Here is a 20989-nt window from a genome sequence, read left to right on the forward strand (position 1 = left end):
GCGCAGGCCGATCAGAAGAGCAGCGAGGAGAGTCGGTTCCGAGCCGCGATCACGCGCGGGTCGCTGGCGCCGATGAGGCCGAAGAGCTCGATGAGACGCTCCCGGACGGGAGTGCGCTGGTCGGACGGCAGCTGAGCGAACAGGTCGAGGAGCCGGCCGAAGGCGTCGTCGACATGTCCACCGGCGAGGTCGAGGTCCGCGACGTCGAACTGGGCCTGCACGTCCAGCGGAGCCGCTGCGGCCGCGGCTCGGGCGGTCTGGAGGTCGAGTCCCTGCACACGGTCGAGCAGGCGAACCTGGCCCAGGCCGGCGATGGCGTCCTCGTCGCGCGGGTTCTCCGCGAGTGCCTTCTCATAGGCGGTGATGGCCGCACGGTAGTCGCCGCGCTCGATGGCGGCGAACGCCTCCGCGTGCAGCGGCGGCAGCTCGGGCTCGGCAGCGGCTTCGGCTTCCCCGGTCTCGGCGTCGCCGACGGGGAGCGTTCCCGAGACGCCGTTCTGCGCCGCCACCTGGAGCAGCTGCGCGAAGACCTCACGCACCTGCTGCTCCGGTACGGCGCCCGTGAACATCGGCACCGGCTGGCCGGCGATGAGGGCGACGACCATCGGGATGGACTGCGCGCGGAAGCTCTGCGCGAGCTGCGGGTTCGCATCCACGTCGACCTTCGCCAGGAGCACGCGGCCGCCGAGCTCCCGAGTGACCTTCTCGATGATCGGGCTCAGCTGCTTGCACGGCCCGCACCACTCGGCCCACAGGTCGACGACCACCGGGACGGTGCGCGACAGCTCCAGGACCTGACCGAAGTTCTCGTCGGTCGCGTCGACGACGACGTCAGCCACCGGTGCGGTCGCGGGCGCCGCTGCACCACCCGCCGGCGGGGACGGACGGTTGCGCAGGCTGGACAGATCGACGGCGCCACGCAGGGCGGCGGGAGACATCTCACTCACTTGATCACCTTCACGGACACGAGATCCTGACGGGACGCCAGGAGACGGATCGGTTCGCTCGACCCCTGGGACGGGACGGCGAAGAACAGCTGGAACTCATAGGTCGTCTGGGCGCCCTTCGCGGACTCGTTGGCCCCGGTGAGCGCCTTGGCCTCCTTGTTGTCACCGAAGCGGATGACGACATCGGAGGACGTGGGCGTGATGGTCTCGACATCGAGGACGGAGACGGCGACGATGGCGCCGCTGTCCAGCGTCGTCATCGAGACGGGCTCCGCCGTCGTCGGCTTCATGTCGAACGCGGCCTTGGAGGTCTTCGCAGCCCCGGCGTCGGCGAGTCCCTTCACCAGGCTCTGTCTGCTGTCCCTGATCGATGTGGCCAGGTTCAGCGCCAGATCGTCGAACTGCCCGTAGGAGGCGCTCTTCTCACCGTTGTCGACGACGTCGGCGAAAGCCGCGGCGACCTCGTTCGGCGGCACCGACAGGAAGGCCGAATCCGCCGGGACCAGCGAGGTCCCCAGCCAGCTGGCCGCCACCTCGGGGAACGCCGCGTCCGCCGACATCTCCGCCATGTTCGTGACCTTGTAGTTGGACCAGGGGTCCGCCTGCGTCATGGTCAGCACCACCGGCGGCACGGTGTCGTCGCCGGTGCTCTTCGAGAGCATGAGGACGGTGCGTGGCCAGCGGTCCGTCGCCTCGGGGAGGACCACCTCGACGTCGTCCGTCGGGATCGCGGCGGGCGCCGCCCGATCCGGCAGCTTCGCGCGCAGGGCGTAGTCGGTGGTCCTCGTCGTGAGAGGTGCGCCGTCGAGACGGGTGGCCGCGAGGTCCAGATCCTTCGCCTCATCGGCCTGCACCAGGGTCTCGGAGACCTCCCGGAGGATCCGCTCGGCCTGCGTCTCGGTGACCGCCGGCGGCTTCTGGTTCTCGGGGGCGATCACGGTCGGGGTCGGAGACGGCGATGCGGAGGGGGCCCCGAACTCCGGCCAGGACTCCGCCGTGCAGCCGGAGGCCAGGAGGGCGGTCAGACCGAGGGCGGGGAGGGCGAGCAGGCGCCGACGACGCCTCGGGCGCTCAGCGCGCATCGTGCTCTTCCCGTCCTGCTCCTTCTCGTCGACGATCTCCGCGTCCTCCACGTCGTCCTTCCTCGCCGGTGTCGGCGCCTGCTCGCCGTCCGTGGCCTCCAGGGCCTCGCGCTCGGACGGCGGAAGGGCCGCCACGTCGATCGGCTGCGTCGTGGGAAGCGGCCCAGGCCCCTTCCGGCGCGGGCCGCGGCCACGGCGCTGGTGACGGATCGCGAGCACGTACAGGACCAGGCCCACGAGGAGCACCAACCCGCCTGCCGCCATGAGCGGGCCCGCCAGCGGCGTCCGCGTGTCCAGCGGCCAGGAGACCACGATGTCGTCCGGCGCGTCCTTGGTGCCGTCGTAGGCGATCAGCACGCTGGTCCCTTCCGGGAGCTGCATCTTGTCAGTGGCGAGGAAGTTCTCCTCGCTGAAGGAGTCGAGCCACAGATCGGAGCCGGCAGGGTTCCGGCCCGCGGGCGCGTCGGCGTCCTCCCCCGGCGCCGGGGTCGCGGTCGTCTCGGGCGCCGGCGTCTCGGTGGACCCCTCGTCGTCCGCTGCGGCGACATGCTCGACGACGAGCTCGTCCTCGTCCCCGACGGCCACGTGGTTGTACTCGGAGTCGGAGAGCCAGGCCTCCATGTCGGCCGTGCGCCCGTAGCTGGTGAAGATCTCCCCTTCGCCGCGGATGAGCAGCTTCTGCGCGCCGGCGTTGATCCGCAGGACGTCGCCGTCCAGGAGAACGAAGGGCGCGGGCTCCTCGATGTCGACGCGAGCCTCCTCGGACGAAGGGCCGACGAAGATGGTGCGTTGGGCGATCCCCGCACCGATCAGCACGGCAGCCAGCACGAAGGCCACCACGGCCCATACGAAACGCACGAATAGTCTCCTCACGCATCGCGGCTTCCCGCCCACGACGCCACACTCGACATTTCAGACTAGCGAACCCACCTGTGTGTTGACCACGAGGGCCCTCCCTCGTCCGTCGCCCGGCACGTCGGCGGCGCCTCGAGCCGCGGCATGGGTAGCCTTGCTGCAGCCGTACCGAGGAGTCTGCATGAAGATCCACAACCCGTTCCGCACCGCCCTCGTGGCGACGCTCGGCGTGGGGCTCGGGATCGTCCTGATCAGCAGCGTCCAGACGCTGTCGACCGTGCTGCTCTACATCGGCACCGCCCTCTTCCTCAGCCTCGGCCTCGACCCTCTCGTCACGTTCCTCGAGCGTCGACGCCTGCCCCGCTGGCTCGCGGTCCTCGTGACGATCGTCGCCGTGCTGGCCGTCTTCGTCGGGATCATCCTCATCGTGCTGCCCGTGCTGGTCGACCAGATCTCGCAGCTCATCGCCCAGATCACGGCGATCGTGCAACGGGGAACCGCGATCGAGGATCTGAGGAGCTGGATCCAGGAGACATTCCCGAACCTCCTCGTCGACGACGTCTTCGCGTATGTGGAGGACTGGCTGACGACCAATCTCGCGGAGATCGGCGGGTCTATCGGTCAGGGCGTGCTGATCGCCAGCGGCGCCGTGCTCAGCGGCGTGTTCGGCGCCTTCATCGTCCTCATCCTGACCATCTATCTCACGGCCTCGACACCGTCGCTCAAGCGCGCAGTGTACCAGCTCGTCCCGGCGTCCAAGCGGGATCGCTTCATCGATCTCTCCGAGCAGATCACCGACTCGGTCGGCTACTACGTCATGGGCCAGGTCAGCCAGGGCGTCATCAACGGCGTCCTCAGCGCGATCTACCTGACGATCATCGACGCGCCGTTCCCCGCCGTTCTCGCGGTCGTCGCGTTCTTCTTCTCGCTCATCCCGCTGGTGGGCACCCTGACCGGCTCGACGATCATCGTCCTCGTCTGCCTCATCCCGGGCCTCGGCTCCCCCGGCACGGCTCTCGCGGCGGCGATCTACTACCTGATCTACATGCAGATCGAGGCGTACGTCATCTCGCCGCGCATCATGAGCCGCGCCGTCTCCGTGCCCGGCGCCGTCGTCGTGGTGGCAGCCCTCGCGGGAGGAAGCCTGCTGGGCCTGCTCGGGGCGCTCATCGCGATCCCCGTGGCGGCCAGCATCCTGATCCTCTACCGGCAGGTGCTCATCCCGCGCATGAACGAGCGGTGACCGGGGCGGGCCTCGCCGTCAGTCCGCTGCCGGCCAGTGGGTCGGCAGCGGCAGCGCCGACGGATTGACGGCGGCGACGATCTCGGTGAGCACCCGGCGCGTCTGCGTCTCCCCCACCCACAGGTGCTTGCCCCCTTCGACGGCGATCAGCTGCGCCTGCGGGATCGTCGCGAAGCGCTCCCGCGCTTCCGCCGGGCGCAGGTAGTCGTCGAACTCGGGCACGAGGATGACCACGCGGTGGCCGGTCTCCCCCCAGGCGGCAACCTCCTCCGCCGTCGCGCGGTGCAGCGGCGGCGAGAGGAGGATGATGCCCTCGATGTCGTGGTCGGCACCGTACTTGAGGGCGAGTTCCGTCCCGAACGACCACCCGACGAGCCAGGGGCGCGGCAGCGCGCGGTCGCGGACGACGTGCATGGCGGCCGCGACGTCCAACTGCTCTGCAGCGCCGCCGTCGAACGTCCCTTCACTGGTGCCGCGCGGCGAGGTGGTGCCACGGGTGTTGAACCGCAGCACCGCGAGATCGGCCAGGGCGGGAAGACGCGCGGACGCCTTGCGGATGATGTGCGAATCCATGAAGCCACCGGCGGTCGGCAACGGGTGCAGCGTGACCAGCGTCGCCACCGGGACTGCGGCTTCCGGCGTCGCGAGCTCGCCGACGAGCGTCAGGCCGTCCGCGGTGTGCAGCTCGATGTCCTCGCGGCGCGCCGGGAGCTCCAGCGGTCCCCGGATCTCCATGGTCATGCGATCCTCCAACAGTGGTTGTGCCAGTGTCTGCGGTCAGCCAGGGCTGCGGCATCGCCGAGCACGCCGTCGGCGCGCCAGGCCACGAGATGGGCGGTACCCGGTTCGACGGATCGTCCGCAGCCCGGGCAGATGTACGCCTTCTGCGCCTGGAGCGCGGAGACGGGCTGCACCGTCCACTCCACGCCCCGGCGGACCTCGGTGCGCTTCCAGCCGGCGAGGAGACGGTCGAACGAGTCCTCGCCCTCAGGGCGCGCGGAAGGACGTCGGCGTGAGCGGGGCATGGTGCCGGCTCACCACCAGTGGTTGGTGACCCAGAAGTTGTACGCGCCGGCCCAGCTGCCGTAGCGACCCGTGGCGTATCCGGTCGCCCAGCGGAGGTTGTCGACCGGGTTGTAGCCGTTCCCCGGCACCTTGCTGCAGGGCAGGGCCTGGACGAGGCCGCAGGCACCGGAGGAGGAGTTCGTCGCGTTGGGGTTCCAGCCGCTCTCCCGCGAGACGATGTAGTCGACGTACTGCCAGTCGCCCTGCGCGATCCCGGCGGCCGCCATCCACTCCGCAGGTGCGCCTCCGCCGCTGTACGGCGGGAGTCCGCCGCCCCCGGACGACCCGCCCTGCGAGCCCTCGGACGACGACGAGGAGGTGGTCACCGGGGCCGGCTTCGGCTTGGGCTTCGGCTTGGGTTTGACGTAGACGTCGAAGGAGCCGCGCTCGACGGGAGTGATCGCCGCGCCCTCCACCGTGACCGTGAGGTTCTGGGTGTCCGCCAGGGCCACCGCATACACGGAGTCCGGGGCCTCCGTGGCGACGGGCTGAGCGAGCGCGACGCCGGTGGGCGCGACCATCGCGGCCGCGAATGCGACGACCGCGAGCGAGCTGAAGACGCCCACGACACCGCGGCGGCGCGACCAGCGGCGCGTGCCGCGGGAGGCTGATGCAGCCGTGGCTGCGGGTACCAGCACGGCGTCGCTTCGTTCGGGAATCATGTCGTTTCGGGAGTTCACGATGGAGGACAGTTTACGCATACCTGCCTGAAGAGGCCATCAGACGGCTCAGCGGACCGCCAGGATCACGTCGATGGTGGCATCCAGGAGCGCGTCGACCTGCTCCTCGCGGTAGCCGCCACGCTGCATGCGGAACGCTGCGGACCGCAGCTGCTCAGCGGACAGCGCGTCGCCGTCCCGCAGGTAGCGGACGATCCGGGAGGTGACGTGGTCGACCTCGTCGACGCGGTACCCGAACGTGAGGAAGCCGGTACGGGCGAACCGGTGGCGACGCGGACGCGCCAGATGGTCCAGGATGACCTGCGCGTCGGCTCTGGCCTGCTCCACCCAGGCGCCCGCTCCGAGAGACCGCACGGCGCGTTCCCGCTCTCGGGCGGCGAAAGCGTCCTCGACCCGTCCGAGGGCTGCGTCGACGTCAGCCACCACGTACCCCTCCTTGACGAGGGGGAAGGAGACGGTGCGGACGTCATCGGCCGTGAGATCGTCAGCGCCGCTCTCGAACGCCCGCCGCGCCGAGGCGAGGAATCCGTCCACCGCCGCACGGTGGTACCCCTTCGTGCGTCCGGTCGTGAGCGCGAAGGCCGGCGTGGCCGCGCGTTGCGTGGCGACCTCGCGACGGTCGTCGTTCATCACAGCACCACTGTCGTTCATCACAGCACCAACCAGGGAGAGAGGAGGAAGTACAGGCAGAGGGCCGGGACGGTCGACGGCAGGATGCTGTCCAGCCGATCGAGGAGCCCACCGTGCCCGGGGAGCCAGGAGCTCATGTCCTTGATCCCGAGATCCCGCTTCAGCATCGACTCGCCGAGGTCTCCGAGCGTGGCGGACAGCAGGATCGCGGCCCCGAAGATCACACCGCCCCACCAGGGCAGGTCGAGCAGGAACATCGCCAGGAGGACGCCCGCCGCGAGCGACGCCACCACCGCACCGCCGAAGCCCTCCCAGGTCTTCTTGGGGCTGATCCGCGGCGCCATCGGGTGTCGCCCGAACGCGAGCCCCGCGGCGTAAGCGCCGGTGTCGGCCGCCACGGCGATCGCGATGAAGCTGAGCACCCACCACTGGCCACCCTCCTGCTCGAGCAGGATGAGGGCCACACCCGCGAGGAATGGCACGTACACCTGCACGAACCCGCCGATCACGGCGTCGGTGAGCACATCGCCGTACGTGCGCCCATCCTTCGCGACCATCTGGGCGAGCAGGCGCCAGACGATGACGAACGCCACGGAGACGAACAGCATGACCCAGCTCAGCCAGGGCTCCGCGAAGTACGCGGAGAGCACGAGGAAGGTCGCCGCTATCAACTGCGGGATCACGTCGACGCGACGCCCGGCGGCGCGCAGCGCGCGCGAGAGCTCGTAGACGCCGAGGAGCGCCGCGGCCAACGCGAACGGGACGAACAGCGCCTTGATGAAGAGCAGCGAGCCGAGGAGCGCCGCACCGAAGGCGAGGCCGATCAGGATCGCGAGGACGAGGTCACGTCCGGTGCGCTGCTTGATGCGTTCGTTCGCCTGGTCGAGCTGATCCCGCGCATGCGACACGTGCGTGCCGAACTCGTCCCGCGCCTGGCGCCACTGCTCGCGGATCGCATTGTGATCCGCGGTGTCCAGCCGGTCGGCGGTCACCGGCGCTGCACCCGGCGTCGCCGGAAGCGGCGGTCGCGGGGGCACGCGGTCGGCGTCGAAGGCCGGGAAGGCCGCGTCGCCGAGCGGCACGCCGCCGTCGGGGCCGACCTCCGGCCGCGCCACCGGAGCGCCCTCGTCGGTGCCTCGCGATTCGTCGGACATGCGGACTACACCTCGAGGAGTTCTGCCTCTTTGCGCTTCAGCGCGTCGTCGATGAGGTCGACGTGCTGACGGGTCAGCGCGTCGAGTTCCTTCTCACCACGGGAGATCTCGTCCTCGCCGAGCTCGCTCTTCAGCCCGTCGAGCTCGTCCTTCGCCTTCCGGCGGATGCCGCGGACGTGGACCTTGGCGTCCTCCGCCTTCGACTTCACGAGCTTGACGTACTCCTTACGGCGCTCCGCCGTGAGCTCCGGCATCGTGACGCGCACGAGGTTGCCGTCGTTCGTCGGGTTCGCGCCGAGGTTCGGCATGTCGCGGATGGCCTGCTCGATCGCCTTCAGCGCCGACTTGTCGTACGGCGTGATGATGAGCGTGCGCGCCTCCTGGTTCGCGAGCGACGCGAGCTGAGCGAGCGGCGTCGGCGTGCCGTAGTAGTCGACCAGCACCTTCTGGAAGAGCTGCGGGTTCGCACGACCCGTGCGCACCGTGGAGAAGTCCTCCTTGGCAGCCTCGACGGCCCGGGACATGCGGGTGGTGGTTTCAGCGAGGACGTCCGCGATCACGGTGGCTCCTATCGTCGGGGTGTTCTGGAAATTCTATCGGGAGCGGGCCCCCGTCCCGTGCAGGCGCTCAGGCGGTGACGAGCGTGCCGATGGGCTCGCCCAGGAGAGCGCGGGTGACGTTGCCCGCCGGCTCCATGCCGAAGACGCGCATGTCCATGTTGTTGTCCATGCACAGGCTGAACGCCGTCGAGTCGACGACCTTGAGGCCCTGCTGGAGCGCATCGCGGTAGGTCACGCGCTCGATGCGCTCGGCGTCGGCGTGCTTGTTCGGGTCGGCGGTGTAGATCGCGTCGACGCCGTTCTTGGCGACGAGGACCTCCTGCGCACCGATCTCCAGTGCGCGCTGCGCGGCGACCGTGTCGGTGGAGAAGTACGGCAGGCCCGCACCGGCACCGAAGATGACCACGCGGCCCTTCTCCATGTGCCGCTCCGCGCGACGCGGGATGTAGGGCTCGGCGACCTGGGTCATCGAGATCGCCGACTGCACGCGCGTCGCCGCGCCCGCCTGCTCCAGGAAGTCCTGCAGCGCGAGCGCGTTCATCACGGTGCCGAGCATGCCCATGTAGTCGGCCCGCCCCCGGTCCATGCCCCGCTGGCTGAGTTCGGCCCCGCGGAAGAAGTTGCCGCCGCCGACGACGACCGCCACCTCGACCCGGTCGACCGCAGCGGCGATCTCGCGCGCCATCTGGCTGACCACGTCGGGGTTGACGCCGAGCTGCCCGGCGCCGAACGCCTCTCCGGAGAGCTTGAGGAGGACGCGACGGCGTCCGGTGCGTTCAGTCATGGGGGATGTCCTCTCGTCCCGATTCAAGATAGTGCCTGGTGGGCATGAAGAAGGGGTTCGGATCGAGCGATCCGAACCCCTTCGACAGTGCTACGCGCCGACCTTGAAGCGCGCGAAGTCCGTCACGGTGATACCGGCGTCCTTCGCCACCTGGGCGACGGAGAGCTTGTTGTCCTTCGCGTAGTCCTGCTCGAGCAGGGCGACCTGCTTGATGAACGCGGAGACACGGCCCTCGACGATCTTCGGCAGAGCGGCCTCGGGCTTGCCCTCGTTGCGGGAGATCTCGGTGACGATCTCGCGCTCCTTCTCGACCGCATCCGCCGGCACGTCCTCGCGGGACAGGTACGACGGGTTGGCGAACGAGATGTGCTGGGCGATGCTGCGCGCAGTCTCGGCGTCGTCACCCGTGTAGGCGACGACGACACCGATCTGCGGCGGCAGGTCCTTGCTCGTGCGGTGCAGGTAGACCTCGACGCTGTCACCGGTGACGGTGCGCACGCGACGGAGCTCGACCTTCTCGCCGATGATGGCGGCCTCTTCCGAGATGAGCTGCTCGACGGTCTTGTCGCCCGCCGGAGCGGCCAGAGCGGCCTCGACCGAGTCGGCCTTCACGGCGGCGACGGCGTCGGCGACCTTGTCGGCCAGCGCGATGAAGCGCTCGTTCTTCGCGACGAAGTCGGTCTCGCAGGCGAGCTCGACGAGCGTCACGGCGCCGTCCTGCTCGCGAGCGACGACGAGGCCCTCGCTGGTCGAACGGTCGGCGCGCTTGGCGTTGCCCTTCGCACCCTTCAGGCGCAGGATCTCGGTGGCCTTCTCGACGTCGCCGTCGGCCTCCTCGAGTGCCTTCTTGGTGTCGACCATTCCCGTGCCGAGCTGCTCACGCAGCGCCTTGAGGTCGGCGATGGTGAAGTTGGCCATGTGTGGTGGCTCCTTGCTTCGTTGTGTGGGTGTACGAGGGATTACTTGGCGTCTGCGGCCTCGGCGGCGGCGACCTCGGCGGTCTCCTCACCGGAAGCGGCGGCGATCGCCTCGTCGTGCGCCTCGGCACCGGCCTCGTCGGCGGCGGTGGCGTCGGCGGCAGGGGTCTCGACGACAGCGGCCTCGTCGTCGGCGGTAACGACCTCGGCGGCGTCAGCGGACTCCTGGACGGGAGCCTCGAGGAGCTCCTTCTCCCACTCGGCCAGCGGCTCGGCGTCGCCCGACTCCGGGTTGTGCTTCTGCTGCAGGCCCTCGGCGGCGGCGTCGGCGATGATGCGCGTCAGCAGCGACACCGAACGGATGGCGTCGTCGTTGCCGGGGATCGGGTACTGGAAGTCGTCCGGGTCGGCGTTGGTGTCGAGGATGCCGATCACCGGGATGCCGAGCTTCTTGGCCTCGTCGATGGCGAGGTGCTCACGCTTGGCGTCGACCACCCAGAGGGCGGACGGCGTCTTGGTGAGGTTGCGGATACCGCCGAGCGACTTGTGGAGCTTGTCCAGCTCGCGCTTCTTGAGCAGCAGCTCCTTCTTCGTGAAGCCGGAGGCGGAGGGGTTCTCGTAGTCGAGCTCCTCGAGCTCCTTCATGCGGGCGAGACGCTTCGCGATGGTGGAGAAGTTGGTGAGGAGGCCGCCGAGCCAGCGCTGGTTCACGTAGGGCTGGCCGACGCGCGTGGCCTGCTCCGCGAGGATCTCCTGCGCCTGCTTCTTGGTGCCGACGAAGAGGATCGTGCCGCCGTGCGCCACGGTCTCCTTGACGAAGTCGTACGCCTTGTCGATGTAGCCGAGCGACTGCTGGAGGTCGATGATGTGGATGCCGCTGCGCTCGGTGAGGATGAAGCGCTTCACCTTCGGGTTCCACCGACGGGTCTGGTGTCCGAAGTGCACGCCGCTGTCGAGCAGCTGGCGGATGGTGACCACAGCCATGGTCGTCTCCTGATTCTGGCGCGGAGCGCCGTTGAGGTTGTCATGCCGACCGGACGGTCGGACATCCTGGTGCCCGGCTCACGCCCACCCGTTCGGAGAACGGGACCTGCGGGAGTGGATGCCACGACGGAGTCGCTCTGGGCACGCGTAGTCACCCCGAGATCGAGGTGCTCGTCCAGCATACAGGATCATGCGCCGCCGGCTCGTCCTGCACAGGATCGCGATCCTCGCCCTTCTCCCCCGCTACAGGGTTCTTCCCCCGGGCGTCCGGTCCGCGCGATCGCCCCCGGCGCACACTCACCGCATGACTTCTCCCTCCGGTTCCCCTCACCTTGTCCGTTCACACTCGTCTCGTGCCGCTCGCGTCGCGATCACGGCGGCGCTCGCCTGTCTCGTGCTTCTGGGCGGCGGCGGCGCCCCACTCGCCGCCCCTGCGTCCGTACACACGGCGACGGCACCCCGCTCCGGCCCGTCCCCGGCCGACAGTTCCGCCTCGGAGGGTGCATGGCGATGGCCCGTCGACGGTGGCCGCCATGTGAGCGCCGCGTATCGCGCACCGGCGCACGCCTACGGTCCCGGACACCGGGGCATGGACGTCACCGCCGCCGTCGGTACCGCTGTCGGCGCTCCGGCGGACGGAGTGGTCGCGTTCCAGGGCGTGGTCGTCGATCGTCCCGTGCTGACCATCCGACACGCAGACGGCCTGGTGAGCTCGTTCGAGCCGCTGGAGTCGTCGCTCCGGGCGGGCGACACGGTCAGCCGGGGTCAGGAGATCGGTCGGGTTTCCACAGGTGGGCACACGGCTCCTGGCGCGCTGCATGTCGGTGTGCGGCGCGATGGGGAGTACATCAACCCGATGCTGCTGTTCGGCGCCGTCCTGCGGGCCCGTCTCCTGCCCTGCTGCGGGACCTGATCTCCAACCGAGCGGCAGCCGCTCAGGCGCGAGGATGCGCCAGCCGGTACGTCGTCGTCAGCCGCTCCACCGAGACATGCGTATAGATCTGCGTCGTGCCGAGGCTCGCGTGCCCCAGGATCTCCTGCACGGCGCGCAGGTCGGCGCCGCCGTCGAGCAGATGCGTCGCCGCCGTGTGGCGGAGGGCGTGCGGCCCGACGGTCTCCGCGCCGACGACGGGTGCGAGCGCACGGGCGACCACCTCGTAGACCGTCCGCGGTCCCAGCCGGGCGCCGCGGCTCCCGAGGAAGACGGCAGGCGATGCACCCGCAGCCCTGCTGAGGAGAGCCGGGCGAGCGCGGCGCAGGTACGCACCGAGCGCATCCCTGGCCGGGGCACCGAATGGCACGACGCGCTCCTTGTCGCCCTTGCCCCGCACAAGAGCCGTCCCGCGGTCGAGATCGAGGTCGTCGATGTCGAGACCGCAGAGCTCGGAGACGCGGACCGCGGCGCCGTAGAGAAGCTCCAGAACGGCGTGGTCACGGAGGGCGACGGGCTCGCCCGAGGATGCGGCCTGCCGATGGCGTTCCAACAGCTCGGACATCGCGTCCTTCGAAGCCACGGTCGGCAGCGTCTTCGCCCGTTTCGGCGCCACGAGCCGAAGACTCGGGTCGATGGGGATGATGTCCTGCTCGCGCGCCCAGCCGAAGAACGCTCGCGCGGTGGCCGCACGTCGGGCCAGCGTCGCTCGCGCGTCGCCGCGCTGGGTCGCCTGCCACAGCCATTCACGCAGCATCTCCAGGTCGATCCGGTCCACCGGACCGCCCGCCACGCTCACCCCGAGGTCCCGCAGGTCGGAGCGATACGCCTTCACGGTCGCGGGCGATAGCCGGCGCACCTTCTCCAGGTGGTCGGCGAACGCCTCGACAGCGACCGCGAAGTCCATACCTCCACCCTGGCCCGCCCCCGCCCCCCGAGCCGCGCGCCCCGCCGCGAGCCGTCCTATGACGTACGTGCCGCGCCGATCCCGCGCCAGCCGTCCCCGTCCCGCCGCGCAAGGCCGTCGAGATCGAGGAGGCCGAGCAGTGCCCTGGTCCGCTCGACGGTGAGATCCGCGCGCTGCGCGAGCTCCGCCTCCGTCCGAGCGGTCCGGGTGCTCAGGGCACGGAGGAGCAGGACCCGCCCCTCCTCCGTGGCATCGTGTGCGTGCGGCGACCGCGCGTCGGTCGGGAGCATCTCCGCCACCTCCGCCGCGGAGGTGACGCACACCGCGTCGTACTCGCGGAGCAACCGATGACAGCCGGCCGACGAGGCGGAGGTGACGGGACCGGGCACCGCGCCGAGTGGCCTGCCGAGCGTTGCCGCGTGCCCCGCCGTGTTGAGGGAGCCACTGCGCCACCCGGCCTCGACGACCACCGTCGCCTGCCCCAGTGCCGCGATCAGTCGGTTGCGGGCGAGGAAGCGCCACCGGGTCGGCGCCGTCCCGCAGGGCACCTCGCTGACCACGACCCCGTCGACCGCGATCCGCGTGAGAAGGTTGCGGTGCCCGGCGGGGTACGGGCGGTCCACGCCTCCGGCGAGAACCGCGATCGTCCCCCCACCGACAGTCAACGCGGCGCGGTGGGCTGCCCCGTCGATGCCGTACGCGCCGCCCGACACGACAGCCGTCCCCGCGGCGGCCAGATCGCCGGAGAGGTCGGCGGCGACGCGCTCCCCGTAGGCGGTGGCCGCCCTGGCGCCCACGATGGCGACGCGTGCCGCGCTGGTCAGGAGCTCCGGGCGCCCGCGCGCCCACAGCACCACCGGACCCTCCGTATCCAGATCGTCGACGGCGAGCGGCCAGTCGGGATCTCCCGGAAGGAGCAGATGGGCGCCCGTCGTCTGCGCCCGCCGGAGGGCATCGATCACAGCCGCCGGATCGGCACGCTGTCGCCACCGCGCCCGCGCCTCGTCGAGCGCCCGTCGTGCGCCCGCGGCGCGGACCATCGGCCATGACCGTCCCCGCGCGTCGAGAGCGAAACGCATGCCGTCGGCCGGTCCGAACTCGCGCACGAGGGTCGCGGCGACGGCGTCCCCGGGATCGGCGATGACGGACCAGGCGACACGTGCGAGCGCCTCCGCCACGTCGTCGGTGCCGCGCAGTCTCCGAGCGGCGTCGAGCGCATCCTGCTGGGAGACGAGTTCGTCGATCACCGCGCCACCCCCGTCCGCAGAAGGAGCGCGCGGCCGATCTCGTCCGTTCCGGGGAGGTCGTGTCCGGCGAGGTCGGCCATGGTCCAGGCCACCCGGAGGACGCGGTCGTATCCGCGGAGCGTCAACGCCCCTCGTTCCAGTGCCCGATCGAGACCGGCCCGCGCGTCTGGCGGGAGGCGGAATCCGCCGTGCCGGAGCAGGGTCCCGGGGACCTCCGCATTGCGTCGCCAGGGCGTGCCACGCCATCGCCGCTCCGCTCGAGCGCGCGCTTCGCCGACGCGGCGCCGGGCCTCGACGGTGGTCACCCCGGAGCGCTCCCCCGCGAGCGAGCGTGAGGCGGCGACGCGCGAGACCGGCAGATCGATGTCGAGACGATCGCGTAATGGCCCGGAGAGGCGAGTCGCGTAGCGTCGCAGCGCCTGCGGTGGGCAGATGCAGTCGCCGTCACGCACCCCCCGGTTCCCGCACGGACACGGGTTCATCGCCAGGAGCAGCTGGAACCGCGCCGGGAACCGCACGACGAAGCCGGATCGATGCACGTCGACGAAGCCGGTCTCGAGTGGCTGACGGAGCGCGTCCAAGGCCACCCGGGGGAACTCGGCCGCTTCGTCGAGGAAGAGCACGCCCCGATGAGCCCGTGCGACCGCGCCGGGGCGCGCCGCCCGCGACCCGCCTCCGACCATCGCCGCCACCGAGGCGCTGTGGTGCGGAGCGACCAGCGGAGGCTGGTGGTCGAGCCCGGTCACGGCCTCGCCGCAGAGGGAGCGCACGGAAGCGACCTCGATGGCCTCCTGCTCGGTCAGCGGCGGCATGATCCCGGGCAGTCGCCCGGCGAGCATCGTCTTGCCTGCTCCCGGCGGACCGCTCAGGAGCATGTTGTGGCCGCCCGCGGCCGCGACGATGAGGGCCTCGACGGCTTCCTCCTGTCCGAGGACATCGCTGAGGTCCCGTTCGTCCGGTTCTCCCTCCGGCGGCTGCGGGCCGGGAACCGGCTCGACATCCGGCACCTCCACCTCGGCCCCGTGCCAGACTGCCACCTCGGCGAGCGACGCGGCGGCGCGCACCTCGACGCCGGCGACGAGACCGGCTTCCGTCGCGTTGCCGTGCGGCACGATCACGCGCTCGAAGCCGGCGCGTGCAGCGGCGAAGACCGCGGGAAGCACACCGGGGACGGGCCGCAGACGGCCATCCAGCCCGACCTCCCCCAGGTGCACCGTCTGCCGCACGGCACGACGAGCGAGCATGTCGCTCGCGGCGAGGGAGGCGACCGCGATCGCGAGGTCGAAGGCGGACCCGTGCTTGGGCAGACTCGCCGGCGAGAGGTTCACCGTCAGACGCCGCCGGGGCAGCGAGAGCCCGGAGTTCACGCAGGCGTTGTGCACGCGCTGCACCGCCTCGCCCAGAGACTTGTCGGGGAGGCCGATGATGCGGAACTCCGGCGTCTGCGGCGAGAGGTCGGCCTCGACCTCGACGACATGCCCCTCCGCCCCGGTGAGGGCCACCGACCACGTCCGAGCGGTGCTCACGCGATGTCCTCGAGGTGCTCGATGGACGCGGTCTCCGGAACCGCCCCCACGATGCCGACCGCCTCCACCCGCAGCACCCGTCCCCGTGCCAGATCCGGATGCGCAGCCCGCCACGCATAGGCGAGCTGCCACAGCCGCCGGCGCTTCCGGTCGTCGATGGCGTCGAACGGGTGCCCGAAGGACGCCGACCGCCGTGTCTTCACCTCGACCACGGACAGATGCCGACCGACGACGGCGACGATGTCCAGTTCGCCCTGCGGACACCGCCAGTTTCGATCGACGATGCGATACCCGCGCTTCGTCAGGTAGTCCGCTGCCTGCTGTTCCCCGGCTCGCCCGAGGTCGTCTTTCGCTGCCATCCCCACAGGATTCCCGGGACCACCCCGTGACCTCCGCGGTCCGGAGCAGACAGCCCGGCCGCTGTGGAAACAGTGGAGAACGTGACCGTTGTGCAGGAACGGCGGCTGGAGTCACTCCCCGTCGAGCGAGAGCTCCTGCGGCAGTTCGAACTCGCGGCGTTGCAGCTCCTCGACGTTCACGTCCTTGAACGTGAGCACCCGGACGGCCTTCACGAACCGGTCCGCACGGTAGATGTCCCACACCCACACATCGCTCATGGAGATCTCGAAGTAGAAGTCGTGCTCGGTGTCCCGGCGCACGACGTTGACCTCGTTGGCCAGGTAGAAGCGACGCTCGGTCTCCACGACGTACTGGAACTGAGAGACGACGTCGCGGTACTCGCGGAACAGCGCGAGCTCGAGCTCACGGTCGTAGTCGTCGAAGGCTTCCTCATCCATGATGAGTCCATCCTATGGTCGGCGGGCGCCGGTCGCGGCATCCCGGCCGCGACCGCTCAGAAGAGCGTCGGTGCGTCGGCGATCGCCCACGACGAACGGTGGAACGGTGAGAGGCCGAACGACCGGATGGCCTCCCGGTGCTCCGGACTCGCGTACCCCTTGTTGCGGTCCCACTGGTAATCGCGGTGATCCTCGTGGAGCTCGGCCATGTACCCGTCCCTGGCGACCTTCGCGATCACCGACGCCGCCGACACCGAGGCGCAGTCGCGGTCCGCTTTGACGACCGGCCGGACGTTCAAGCGCCCAGGATGCACGCGCGAGACGTAGTCGTGGTTGCCGTCGAGGAGGACCAGAGCGTTCTCGACCGTGGCACCCTGCGCCACCACCGCCAGCACGGCGCGGGAGGCGGCAAGGCCCAGCGCCCGCATGATCCCGACCTCGTCGACCTCCGCGGCGGTCGCCCAGCCGACGCCCGAGGCCTGCACCCACGCAGCCGCGCGGGCGGCGACGTCGGGGCGCCGGCGCTCGGGGACGAGCTTCGAGTCGCGCAGCCCCTCCGGCACGCGGCGACGAGCCCCCTTGGCGTCCATCACCGCCGCCCCGACGGCCACCGGCCCGGCCAGCGCCCCGCGACCGACCTCGTCGAGGGCGATGATCAGGTCGCACTCCCCCAGGAGCTTCCGCTCCAGGGTCAGTCGAGGCGTGATGACAGTCATTCGGGGTCCGGCACTCCGTTGAAGATCTCGTGGTGGCCGTCGATCGGTCCGAAGCGGTCGAGCGGCCAGGTCGTCAGGAACGCCTTGCCCACGATGTTGGACACCGGGACGAAACCGCCGCTGGGCAGCTCCTGGTGTGCACGGGCGTCGCGGGAGCGGTCCCGGTTGTCGCCGAGGAGCCACACGGAGTCCTCGGGCACGACGACGTCGAAAGGTTCGTTGGAGGCCGCGGTGTCGCCCTCGGGGAGGTTCAGGTAGCTCAGCTCATCGATCGGGGCACCGTTGATCGTGATCTGCCCCAGCGCGTTGCAGCACACCACATGGTCACCTTCGACGCCGATCACCCGCTTGACCAGATGGTCCTGGGTGTCGGTTGCCGAGATGCCGACAAATGTGAGCACCCAGTCGATGGCCTGGACCAGCGGCGGCTGTGCAGGTGTCTGCGGCATCGGGTCGAGCCAGCCGCCCGGATCCTTGAAGACGACGATGTCACCGCGCTCATAGCCGGTCCAGCGCGGGGTGAGCTCGTCGACGAGGATGCGGTCGTCGATCAGCAGCGTGCGCTCCATGGAGGCCGACGGGATGTAGAACGATCGGACCACGAACGTCTTGATGACGAAGGACACCAGCGCGGCGATGACGACGATGACCAGCACGTCACGGAGGAAGACCAGGAACCCGCGCCGCCGTCGTGTCGGGCGTGCGGACGGAGAGTCAGTCATTCGGTTCCTTCTCGAAGAGTGCACCGTGAGCGCACGGCAGTAACAAGGTTCGCACACCGGGGACAGAACGAAAGCACCCCGGGACATCGTGTCCCGGGGTGCTGTGAAGAAGCTTCGCGTCAGTTGTTGACGCGCTTCTCCTTGATCTTCGCCTTCTTGCCGCGGAGCTCGCGCAGGTAGTAGAGCTTGGCGCGACGCACGTCACCGCGGGTGACGACCTCGATGTGGTCGATCACCGGGGAGTGCACGGGGAAAGTACGCTCGACACCCACCTGGAAGCTGATCTTCCGGACGGTGAACGTCTCGCGGACGCTGTCGCCCTGGCGGCCGATGACGACGCCCTGGAAGACCTGGATACGAGAACGGTTGCCCTCGGTGATGTTGACGTGCACCTTGACGGTGTCACCGGGGAAGAACTCGGGGATGTCGGAACGGAGCGAAGCCGCGTCGACGGCGTCGAGGATCTGCATGATCGTCTCTCTCTGCACTCGCCTCAGGTCGGATGCACGGATTAGGAAGGAACAAGAATGGGAGTGTGCCGAACGGCGCTGACGCGTCCGCGGGCTCCCCTGGGGCAGAGCCGGTCACGGCACAAAGAACCATTCTGCCACGGATGGCATGTCCCACCAAAACGAGCGGTCAGGGCCGGTCGTCGGTCTCCCGCACCACGATCACCTCGTGCACGCTGGTCTGCGTCGTCTCCGCACGGGGCGGGGTCATCGTCGACCAGGAGATGGTCTCACGAATCCGCGCTCCACTCCCCCGCGCTTCATTCCAGAGCTGCCACAGCTGCAGCCACACCAGTCCGATGCCCACCACGATGGCGGCGGCGAGGAGCCAACCGAAAGCGCCATCGATGAAGAAGCCGACCGCGATCGTCAGCGCGTGCCAGAGACCGAACCCGGCGACGTCCCACCACGACAGGGCGCGCTCGGCGCGGACAGACGGCCGGGAACGCGTCAGCAGCGTGAGCAGGAGCTGTCCCACGAAGACCGAGGGCATCGCGATGAGCAGCACCCAGAGGATGGACCAGCCACCCTGGAAGACGGCCCAGCCGATGAGGAGCCACAGCGGCAGGAGGAACGCCGACGGCAGCAGCCAGCGGAAGAAGGCCTGTCGGATCCACATGCTCCGATGCTACGGCGAGGTCGGGCCCCCGTCACGGGTGTTCGCTGAGAGCGGCAGGCGCCGGGCACTCCGTCCGATCAGGGAGAATGGACGGGACGAGAGGACACTGATGATCGAACTGCGCACCCCTGCCGAGATCGATGAGATGCGCGCGGCAGGCCGGTTCGTCGCCGAGACGCTGGCGACCCTGCGCGACGAGACGAAGGTCGGCACCAACCTCCTGGCGATCGACCGCCGGGCCCACGACATGATCCGCAAGGCGGGCGCCGAGTCCTGCTACATCGACTACCACCCGTCGTTCGGCGCGAGCCCGTTCGGCAAGGTCATCTGCACCTCGGTGAACGACGCGGTGCTGCACGGTCTCCCCCATGACTACGCACTCAAGGACGGCGACCTCGTCACCCTCGACTTCGCCGTCTCGGTCGACGGCTGGGTCGCGGATTCCGCGGTCTCCTTCGTCGTGGGCATGCCGCGGGATGAGGACCTGCGTCTCATCGACACCACCGAGCGCGCGCTGACCGCGGCGATCGAGACCTCGGTGGTCGGGCACCGCATCGGTGACATCTCCGCTGCCATCGCAGAGATCGCGCACGGCGAGGGGTACTCCATCAACACCGACTTCGGCGGGCATGGCGTGGGCCGCACGATGCACGGCGACCCCCACGTCGCGAACGACGGCCGCGCGGGCCGCGGGTTCCCGCTCCGCGCCGGCCTCGTGCTCGCGCTGGAGCCCTGGTTCCTCGCGACCACGGACGAGCTGGTCACCGACCCCGACGGGTGGACGCTGCGCAGCGCGGACGGGTCCCGAGGGGCGCACTCCGAGCACACCATCGCGATCACCGACGACGGGCCGATCATCCTGACGGATCGCTCGTTCCTCGGGGTGGACTGACCTCGGCCGCCGGGTCGGCGCGTTCCCAGGATGCGACCGGCCCCGGCACGACGGTGAACAGCGGGTGCGCCTTCGGGAGCGCCACATCCCCGTGCCGCTGAAGCACCTCAGGACTGCGCTCGGCGAGCTTCGCACGCAGGTGCTCCCATTCCCGCGCGAGCTGCCCCGCGGTGACCGGCATCGTCGGAACGGCAGGCTCCCGGCGCCGGATGCGCGTGCGGTCGAAACGGTAGCCGCGGGCGTCCGCCTCGTCGGCGACAGCGACGAGGTACGCGCCCACCGCGGCCAGCGGATCCGCTGCCTCCCGGAACCGCTCGAGCTGCGGGTGTCGCCGATACCCCTTCGTGGCGTCGGCGAGCACCGCCTGCGCGAGCAGCGTCTCCCGCCAGCAGGCGACGAGACCCTGACGGTCGAGGTACTCAGGGTGCAGCGACCAGATCCTCATACGCGGCGGTAGCGGAACACATCGGTGAGATGGGGGAGGTCGAACTCCGCCTTCCCGCGCGTCTCGTCCGCGCCGTCCAGCACCGCCTCCAGGGCCGCCACCATCCCTGCACGCTCCGCGTCGTCCGCCACGAGGAGACTGCTCACCGTGCCCCAGCGTCGGAGGTAGACCTCGCGGCTGATCCGCTCCGTCCAGCGCACCTCCTCGTGGGCTTCCAGGACGAAGCCGGGGATGTCGGTCGCCGATGCGGAGGTGTCGTCGTCCGCGCCGACCGCGGGATGCGCCACCCGATGGCAGGCGAGATCCCACGCACAGGCGGGGTCGGCGCGATTCCAGAGCAGCCCGAGCGTCCCGTCGGCGACGAGTGCGCGGGCGATCTCGGCCGCCGCCGTATCCCGGTCGAACCAGTGGAACGCCTGCGCGACGCTGACGACATCCACGGAACCGTCCGGCACGGGGATGCTCTCCGCGGTCCCCGGCCGCGCCTCGACCGTCGGCAGCGTCCGGGCGAGGACGGCGAGCATCGGCGCGGAAGGCTCGACGGCGATCACCCGCGCCGCACGCTCGACGAGCAGGCTGGTGAACTTGCCGGTGCCGGCGCCGAGGTCGAGCGCCGTGGCCACCGGCGCCGGAACGATGATGTCGGCCGCACGCTCCGGGAAGCCCGGTCGGTAGCGGTCGTACTCCTCGCCGATGCCGTCGAACGATCGCGCGCGTGTCACATCCACCATGTCTCGACGCTAACAGCAGTCGTTGCCGCAGACGGTCGCGGTGCGG

General features: G+C 70.1%; 25 protein-coding genes. 3 read left to right on the top strand and 22 right to left on the bottom strand.

The genetic code is table 11. The annotated features are described in order from the left end of the window. Positions 1–11: 11 nt before the first annotated feature. Positions 12–938: a tetratricopeptide repeat protein gene (locus M4D53_RS02050; protein ID WP_370428569.1), complete on the bottom strand. Its 927-nt coding sequence runs from the start codon at positions 936–938 to the stop codon at positions 12–14. A gap of 5 nt (positions 939–943) precedes the next feature. Further along, positions 944–2887, bottom strand: a complete 1944-nt coding sequence (locus M4D53_RS02055; protein ID WP_259951633.1) for a DUF8094 domain-containing protein — start codon at positions 2885–2887, stop codon at positions 944–946. Between the two features lie 178 nt (positions 2888–3065). On the opposite strand from M4D53_RS02055, the gene M4D53_RS02060 reads away from it, so the two are divergent. After that, on the top strand, positions 3066–4127 hold the full coding sequence (locus tag M4D53_RS02060; RefSeq protein ID WP_060922797.1) for an AI-2E family transporter: 1062 nt from the start codon (positions 3066–3068) through the stop codon (positions 4125–4127). Positions 4128–4145: 18 nt separating this feature from the next. On the opposite strand, the gene M4D53_RS02065 is transcribed toward M4D53_RS02060, so the two are convergent. The 9 genes from M4D53_RS02065 to rpsB all read right to left on the bottom strand — a co-directional run bounded on the left by M4D53_RS02065 (position 4146) and on the right by rpsB (position 10901). Then, positions 4146–4862 (bottom strand): alpha/beta hydrolase, encoded by a 717-nt coding sequence (locus M4D53_RS02065; RefSeq protein ID WP_187664145.1) that lies wholly within the window; start codon positions 4860–4862, stop codon positions 4146–4148. Between the two features lie 2 nt (positions 4863–4864). After that, positions 4865–5152: an Rv1322 family protein gene (locus M4D53_RS02070; RefSeq protein ID WP_232089226.1), complete on the bottom strand. Its 288-nt coding sequence runs from the start codon at positions 5150–5152 to the stop codon at positions 4865–4867. A 9-nt stretch (positions 5153–5161) separates the two neighbouring features. Further along, complete coding sequence (locus M4D53_RS02075) at positions 5162–5854, bottom strand: aggregation-promoting factor C-terminal-like domain-containing protein (RefSeq protein WP_187664003.1); 693 nt, start codon at positions 5852–5854, stop codon at positions 5162–5164. 66 nt (positions 5855–5920) lie between these two features. Beyond that, a complete protein-coding gene (locus M4D53_RS02080) occupies positions 5921–6502 on the bottom strand; it encodes a DivIVA domain-containing protein (RefSeq protein ID WP_187664144.1) in 582 nt (193 codons plus the stop codon). A gap of 20 nt (positions 6503–6522) precedes the next feature. Further along, positions 6523–7656, bottom strand: coding sequence for a phosphatidate cytidylyltransferase (locus M4D53_RS02085; protein WP_187664002.1), 1134 nt, complete (start codon positions 7654–7656; stop codon positions 6523–6525). Between the two features lie 5 nt (positions 7657–7661). Continuing rightward, a complete protein-coding gene (gene frr / locus M4D53_RS02090; protein WP_187664001.1) occupies positions 7662–8216 on the bottom strand; it encodes a ribosome recycling factor in 555 nt (184 codons plus the stop codon). Between the two features lie 67 nt (positions 8217–8283). Next, positions 8284–9000: a UMP kinase gene (gene pyrH, locus M4D53_RS02095; RefSeq protein WP_025103358.1), complete on the bottom strand. Its 717-nt coding sequence runs from the start codon at positions 8998–9000 to the stop codon at positions 8284–8286. Between the two features lie 90 nt (positions 9001–9090). Next, positions 9091–9918, bottom strand: a complete 828-nt coding sequence (gene tsf / locus M4D53_RS02100) for a translation elongation factor Ts (protein ID WP_187664000.1) — start codon at positions 9916–9918, stop codon at positions 9091–9093. Between the two features lie 41 nt (positions 9919–9959). Beyond that, a complete protein-coding gene (gene rpsB / locus M4D53_RS02105) occupies positions 9960–10901 on the bottom strand; it encodes a 30S ribosomal protein S2 (protein WP_259951634.1) in 942 nt (313 codons plus the stop codon). 304 nt (positions 10902–11205) lie between these two features. Here rpsB and M4D53_RS02110 point away from each other — a divergent pair, with 304 nt between their 5' ends. Next, a complete protein-coding gene (locus tag M4D53_RS02110) occupies positions 11206–11814 on the top strand; it encodes a murein hydrolase activator EnvC family protein (RefSeq protein ID WP_259951635.1) in 609 nt (202 codons plus the stop codon). A gap of 22 nt (positions 11815–11836) precedes the next feature. On the opposite strand, the gene M4D53_RS02115 is transcribed toward M4D53_RS02110, so the two are convergent. The 9 genes from M4D53_RS02115 to M4D53_RS02155 all read right to left on the bottom strand — a co-directional run bounded on the left by M4D53_RS02115 (position 11837) and on the right by M4D53_RS02155 (position 18875). Continuing rightward, entirely contained in the window at positions 11837–12739 is a 903-nt protein-coding gene (locus M4D53_RS02115) for a tyrosine-type recombinase/integrase (RefSeq protein WP_259951636.1), read from the bottom strand. A gap of 56 nt (positions 12740–12795) precedes the next feature. Continuing rightward, positions 12796–13986 (bottom strand): DNA-processing protein DprA, encoded by a 1191-nt coding sequence (gene dprA / locus M4D53_RS02120; RefSeq protein ID WP_259951637.1) that lies wholly within the window; start codon positions 13984–13986, stop codon positions 12796–12798. Continuing rightward, a complete protein-coding gene (locus tag M4D53_RS02125; RefSeq protein ID WP_259951638.1) occupies positions 13983–15512 on the bottom strand; it encodes a YifB family Mg chelatase-like AAA ATPase in 1530 nt (509 codons plus the stop codon). Before M4D53_RS02125 ends, dprA begins: the two co-directional genes overlap by 4 nt. Continuing rightward, positions 15509–15871 carry a YraN family protein gene (locus M4D53_RS02130; protein WP_187663994.1) on the bottom strand — a complete coding sequence of 121 codons (363 nt, stop codon included), beginning with the start codon at positions 15869–15871 and terminating at the stop codon, positions 15509–15511. The genes M4D53_RS02125 and M4D53_RS02130 overlap by 4 nt, the downstream gene beginning before the upstream one ends. 111 nt (positions 15872–15982) lie before the next feature. Further along, complete coding sequence (locus M4D53_RS02135; RefSeq protein ID WP_017204525.1) at positions 15983–16309, bottom strand: DUF2469 family protein; 327 nt, start codon at positions 16307–16309, stop codon at positions 15983–15985. Positions 16310–16365: 56 nt separating this feature from the next. Then, complete coding sequence (gene rnhB / locus M4D53_RS02140) at positions 16366–17025, bottom strand: ribonuclease HII (protein ID WP_259951642.1); 660 nt, start codon at positions 17023–17025, stop codon at positions 16366–16368. Then, positions 17022–17747, bottom strand: a complete 726-nt coding sequence (lepB, locus tag M4D53_RS02145; protein ID WP_187663992.1) for a signal peptidase I — start codon at positions 17745–17747, stop codon at positions 17022–17024. The genes rnhB and lepB overlap by 4 nt, the downstream gene beginning before the upstream one ends. 119 nt (positions 17748–17866) lie before the next feature. Further along, positions 17867–18217, bottom strand: coding sequence for a 50S ribosomal protein L19 (gene rplS / locus M4D53_RS02150; RefSeq protein WP_025103348.1), 351 nt, complete (start codon positions 18215–18217; stop codon positions 17867–17869). A gap of 169 nt (positions 18218–18386) precedes the next feature. Continuing rightward, positions 18387–18875: an MFS transporter permease gene (locus M4D53_RS02155; RefSeq protein WP_187663991.1), complete on the bottom strand. Its 489-nt coding sequence runs from the start codon at positions 18873–18875 to the stop codon at positions 18387–18389. Between the two features lie 109 nt (positions 18876–18984). Here M4D53_RS02155 and map point away from each other — a divergent pair, with 109 nt between their 5' ends. Then, positions 18985–19767 (top strand): type I methionyl aminopeptidase, encoded by a 783-nt coding sequence (gene map / locus M4D53_RS02160; protein WP_259951643.1) that lies wholly within the window; start codon positions 18985–18987, stop codon positions 19765–19767. Here map and M4D53_RS02165 read toward each other — a convergent pair. After that, positions 19730–20212 carry a pyrimidine dimer DNA glycosylase/endonuclease V gene (locus M4D53_RS02165; protein ID WP_259951644.1) on the bottom strand — a complete coding sequence of 161 codons (483 nt, stop codon included), beginning with the start codon at positions 20210–20212 and terminating at the stop codon, positions 19730–19732. The genes map and M4D53_RS02165 overlap by 38 nt on opposite strands. Beyond that, positions 20209–20943, bottom strand: a complete 735-nt coding sequence (locus tag M4D53_RS02170; protein WP_259951646.1) for a class I SAM-dependent methyltransferase — start codon at positions 20941–20943, stop codon at positions 20209–20211. Before M4D53_RS02170 ends, M4D53_RS02165 begins: the two co-directional genes overlap by 4 nt. Positions 20944–20989 lie beyond the last annotated feature (46 nt).

The sequence above is a fragment of the Microbacterium meiriae genome, assembly GCF_025143875.1.
Taxonomy (GTDB): Bacteria; Actinomycetota; Actinomycetes; order Actinomycetales; family Microbacteriaceae; genus Microbacterium; species Microbacterium meiriae.

Excerpts from the sequence above, each read along its gene's own strand:
- M4D53_RS02165 (WP_259951644.1), bottom strand. The coding sequence starts at position 20,212 with ATGAGGATCTGGTCGCTGCACCCTGAGTACCTCGACCGTCAGGGTCTC.
- M4D53_RS02075 (WP_187664003.1), bottom strand. The coding sequence starts at position 5,854 with ATGATTCCCGAACGAAGCGACGCCGTGCTGGTACCCGCAGCCACGGCT.
- M4D53_RS02110 (WP_259951635.1), top strand. The coding sequence starts at position 11,206 with ATGACTTCTCCCTCCGGTTCCCCTCACCTTGTCCGTTCACACTCGTCT.
- M4D53_RS02135 (WP_017204525.1), bottom strand. The coding sequence starts at position 16,309 with ATGGATGAGGAAGCCTTCGACGACTACGACCGTGAGCTCGAGCTCGCG.
- M4D53_RS02070 (WP_232089226.1), bottom strand. The coding sequence starts at position 5,152 with ATGCCCCGCTCACGCCGACGTCCTTCCGCGCGCCCTGAGGGCGAGGAC.
- rnhB (WP_259951642.1), bottom strand. The coding sequence starts at position 17,025 with ATGACTGTCATCACGCCTCGACTGACCCTGGAGCGGAAGCTCCTGGGG.
- rplS (WP_025103348.1), bottom strand. The coding sequence starts at position 18,217 with ATGCAGATCCTCGACGCCGTCGACGCGGCTTCGCTCCGTTCCGACATC.
- tsf (WP_187664000.1), bottom strand. The coding sequence starts at position 9,918 with ATGGCCAACTTCACCATCGCCGACCTCAAGGCGCTGCGTGAGCAGCTC.
- rpsB (WP_259951634.1), bottom strand. The coding sequence starts at position 10,901 with ATGGCTGTGGTCACCATCCGCCAGCTGCTCGACAGCGGCGTGCACTTC.
- M4D53_RS02050 (WP_370428569.1), bottom strand. The coding sequence starts at position 938 with ATGTCTCCCGCCGCCCTGCGTGGCGCCGTCGATCTGTCCAGCCTGCGC.
- M4D53_RS02065 (WP_187664145.1), bottom strand. The coding sequence starts at position 4,862 with ATGGAGATCCGGGGACCGCTGGAGCTCCCGGCGCGCCGCGAGGACATC.
- M4D53_RS02155 (WP_187663991.1), bottom strand. The coding sequence starts at position 18,875 with ATGTGGATCCGACAGGCCTTCTTCCGCTGGCTGCTGCCGTCGGCGTTC.
- M4D53_RS02115 (WP_259951636.1), bottom strand. The coding sequence starts at position 12,739 with ATGGACTTCGCGGTCGCTGTCGAGGCGTTCGCCGACCACCTGGAGAAG.
- M4D53_RS02080 (WP_187664144.1), bottom strand. The coding sequence starts at position 6,502 with ATGAACGACGACCGTCGCGAGGTCGCCACGCAACGCGCGGCCACGCCG.
- pyrH (WP_025103358.1), bottom strand. The coding sequence starts at position 9,000 with ATGACTGAACGCACCGGACGCCGTCGCGTCCTCCTCAAGCTCTCCGGA.
- M4D53_RS02130 (WP_187663994.1), bottom strand. The coding sequence starts at position 15,871 with ATGGCAGCGAAAGACGACCTCGGGCGAGCCGGGGAACAGCAGGCAGCG.
- M4D53_RS02060 (WP_060922797.1), top strand. The coding sequence starts at position 3,066 with ATGAAGATCCACAACCCGTTCCGCACCGCCCTCGTGGCGACGCTCGGC.
- lepB (WP_187663992.1), bottom strand. The coding sequence starts at position 17,747 with ATGACTGACTCTCCGTCCGCACGCCCGACACGACGGCGGCGCGGGTTC.
- map (WP_259951643.1), top strand. The coding sequence starts at position 18,985 with ATGATCGAACTGCGCACCCCTGCCGAGATCGATGAGATGCGCGCGGCA.
- M4D53_RS02085 (WP_187664002.1), bottom strand. The coding sequence starts at position 7,656 with ATGTCCGACGAATCGCGAGGCACCGACGAGGGCGCTCCGGTGGCGCGG.
- M4D53_RS02170 (WP_259951646.1), bottom strand. The coding sequence starts at position 20,943 with ATGGTGGATGTGACACGCGCGCGATCGTTCGACGGCATCGGCGAGGAG.